Origin of the sequence: Shewanella sp. SG41-4, from assembly GCF_014164505.1 — a bacterium.
GTDB lineage: Bacteria > Pseudomonadota > Gammaproteobacteria > Enterobacterales > Shewanellaceae > Shewanella.
Window position 1 is genome coordinate 1 of the sequence record NZ_JACJFI010000427.1, and the last position, 2,454, is coordinate 2,454.

Below are 2,454 nucleotides of genomic sequence, written 5' to 3' on the forward strand. Positions count from 1 at the left end.
TGTCACTGAATTAAGGGACCCACTCTTTACGCTTAGGCTTCGTTTATCTCGTTTGCATAATAGAGGATGCTGGCACTTAGTGACGTATAAAGATGGTAAGGACAGGTGGGAGAAGGTTGCGAGTTGGCCGCTTGTTGGTGCTAAAGTGATACTGGATGGATTGCCATCAATGAGTATTCAGCATAGACAGGACAATAATATAAAAGTAAATAACTGGCTCAGTTGTAGCGGTTTGTTGCAGTGGTATTTAACTCGATCGCAATCTGATACCAGCTTGTCTATTAAACGAAAGCGTAATATCAAATGTGCTATTAGTAAGCATTTATTACCTGTGCTTGGCGATGTACTGTTAAGTGAGTTAAACCACCATAAAGTTGATGAGCTATTAATCTGGCCACTGCAGTCGCGATACGCCATCGGCAGCGTTCGTCAGTACTACGCAATTTTACGTAAGGCATTTAAGCAGGCGACGGTACTTAAGCTGATAAGTGATGATCCATTATCATCATTGAGTTTTACTGATTTTATCTCAACCCCCATAGCAACTAAACCACCTAAGTTACAGGCCACTGATTTATTGCCGCTGCTGACGAACATTGGCAATGCTAAAGACGACGCTGCAGTGCTGATATTTATCATGTTGGCCTATGGTACTCGTATTGGTGAAACTAGGTTATTAAAGTGGGCGTATTACGATGAGGCAAATACCAAACTGGTTATTCCAGCAGATATTACTAAGACTCAAGCCCAGTTAACTATCCCTATTACTCCTTTGATGTCTACTGTATTGAATTGGCATAAGCGTAATCAATTAGCTGATGGGTATCGCGGTGTGTATTTATTTCCTCATAAATATCGTGCCGGCGGGTTGGATGAACGTTCGGCTAATAGCATGGTAAAACAAGTTAGCAATGGTGAATGGACTGCGCATGATTTGCGTAAGCTTGCCAGGTCGTGTTGGGCTGACTTAGGCATTGATTATATGGTAGCAGAGCAGATGTTAAACCACTCTATGACCAAGTTAGACCAAGCCTATATTCACACTTACTTAGCCGATCAGAAGAGGGCAGCTATTGAGCTCTGGCATAGTCATTTAATGGACGTATTTAATCCTTTCGTTTGTCGATTTAATCAAGACAGTACCGAGACAGGAAACAATTTATAAACAGTCTAAACTCAATCTGGGCGGTATTTACAGGTTAGTTTATGCATCTTCACAAAGGGAAGATATTTAATGAGTAACAAACCATATTTTTTGTTTGGTGACATAGAGACTGGCGGCTTAAATGATCGTTTAGCCAATGGCCTGTTAGGGATGGAATATTATCCTATTTTTGAATTAGCACTTGTTGTTACCGATAGGGACCTCAATCAGGTAGGTAGTGCTTTAAGAGTTGTGGTTCATCAAAGTGAAGACATGATCAATCGTTCGCATCAATGGGCCATAGATACGCATACCAAAAGCGGCTTGATTGATGAGGTTAGATTAGGTGCTTACTCATTGGCAGAATGTGAGGTGCAGATATTAGGTCACTTAAAAGGTTTAGGTATCGAGCCCTATAACCGAGAATCAAAAGAGGGCGTTATTTTCGCCGGCAATTCAATCATGTTCGACCGGTCGTACATCTTATGCCAAATGCCTCGCTTACATGAGTTTATGCATTATCGTCAGTTAGATATTTCGGCTATTGCACTCGCGGCCAGAGCATGGGCGCCTGAGTTGGAAAAGAAAGCGGTAGGCATGAAGCAGTACAAGCATGAAGCACTGGCTGATATTCGAGAATCGATTGCAGAGCTTAAGTATTATAAGGATGCTATATTCAAGCATCCATAAAGTTAAAGAGTCTAGCTTACATAGTTGAGTTCGAGAGCAATTGGCCCGTGAGGTGTATAGGAGAGAAACTACATTCAAAATAGGAATGAGTATCGCTAGGCCCTGCACTGAAGCTCACTATGTGATCCAAGCTCGAAGGGTAACCAGAAATTGACTCAGCAAATTTATTGATTTCACTTATAAGCGTATAGCAATTGGCCTCGCTGGAAAACGTTCCATTTAAACCAGACACTTTAACTTCGAAAAGAGATTCGTCTTCCCAAATTGACTTAATTTATATTCCGCGGTTCATGATTCCCTTAAACGTAACGCTTTGTTAGGGCTATGTAGATTTAGATGGATTTATACCAGCTGTTGTGTTGAATAGGATCAAAAAAACCAATAATACAATTGGGGTTAACTATACAGAGTTGAATATGATTTTTATCTCGAAATCCTGCTCCATTATAAAGCTCATCCCCTTCAGGAAACATACCACGTACAGAGTCAATAAACTCAGGGTGGTTTTGAATTTTTCTTTTATTTTGACCTGACATGTTTGGCAAATTTAAGTCTTGCACTATCAATTCATTAGTAAGTTGCTGAAGCCTTAATATAACCTGACAATCAAGTTCTCTTAC

At 40.5% G+C, this 2,454-nt stretch carries 2 protein-coding genes and 1 pseudogene; 2 read left to right on the forward strand and 1 reads right to left on the reverse strand.

Annotation, left to right across the window (positions count from 1 at the left end):
• A partial coding sequence (locus tag H5202_RS20640; RefSeq protein ID WP_182773713.1) for a tyrosine-type recombinase/integrase occupies positions 1–1,165 on the forward strand: 1,165 nt, incomplete at its 5' end.
• A 69-nt stretch (positions 1,166–1,234) separates the two neighbouring features.
• On the forward strand, positions 1,235–1,834 hold the full coding sequence (orn, locus tag H5202_RS20645) for an oligoribonuclease (RefSeq protein WP_182773714.1): 600 nt from the start codon (positions 1,235–1,237) through the stop codon (positions 1,832–1,834).
• Between the two features lie 332 nt (positions 1,835–2,166).
• Here the strand turns inward: orn and H5202_RS20650 are convergent.
• Positions 2,167–2,454, reverse strand: a pseudogene (locus H5202_RS20650) (hypothetical protein); the annotation flags it as partial.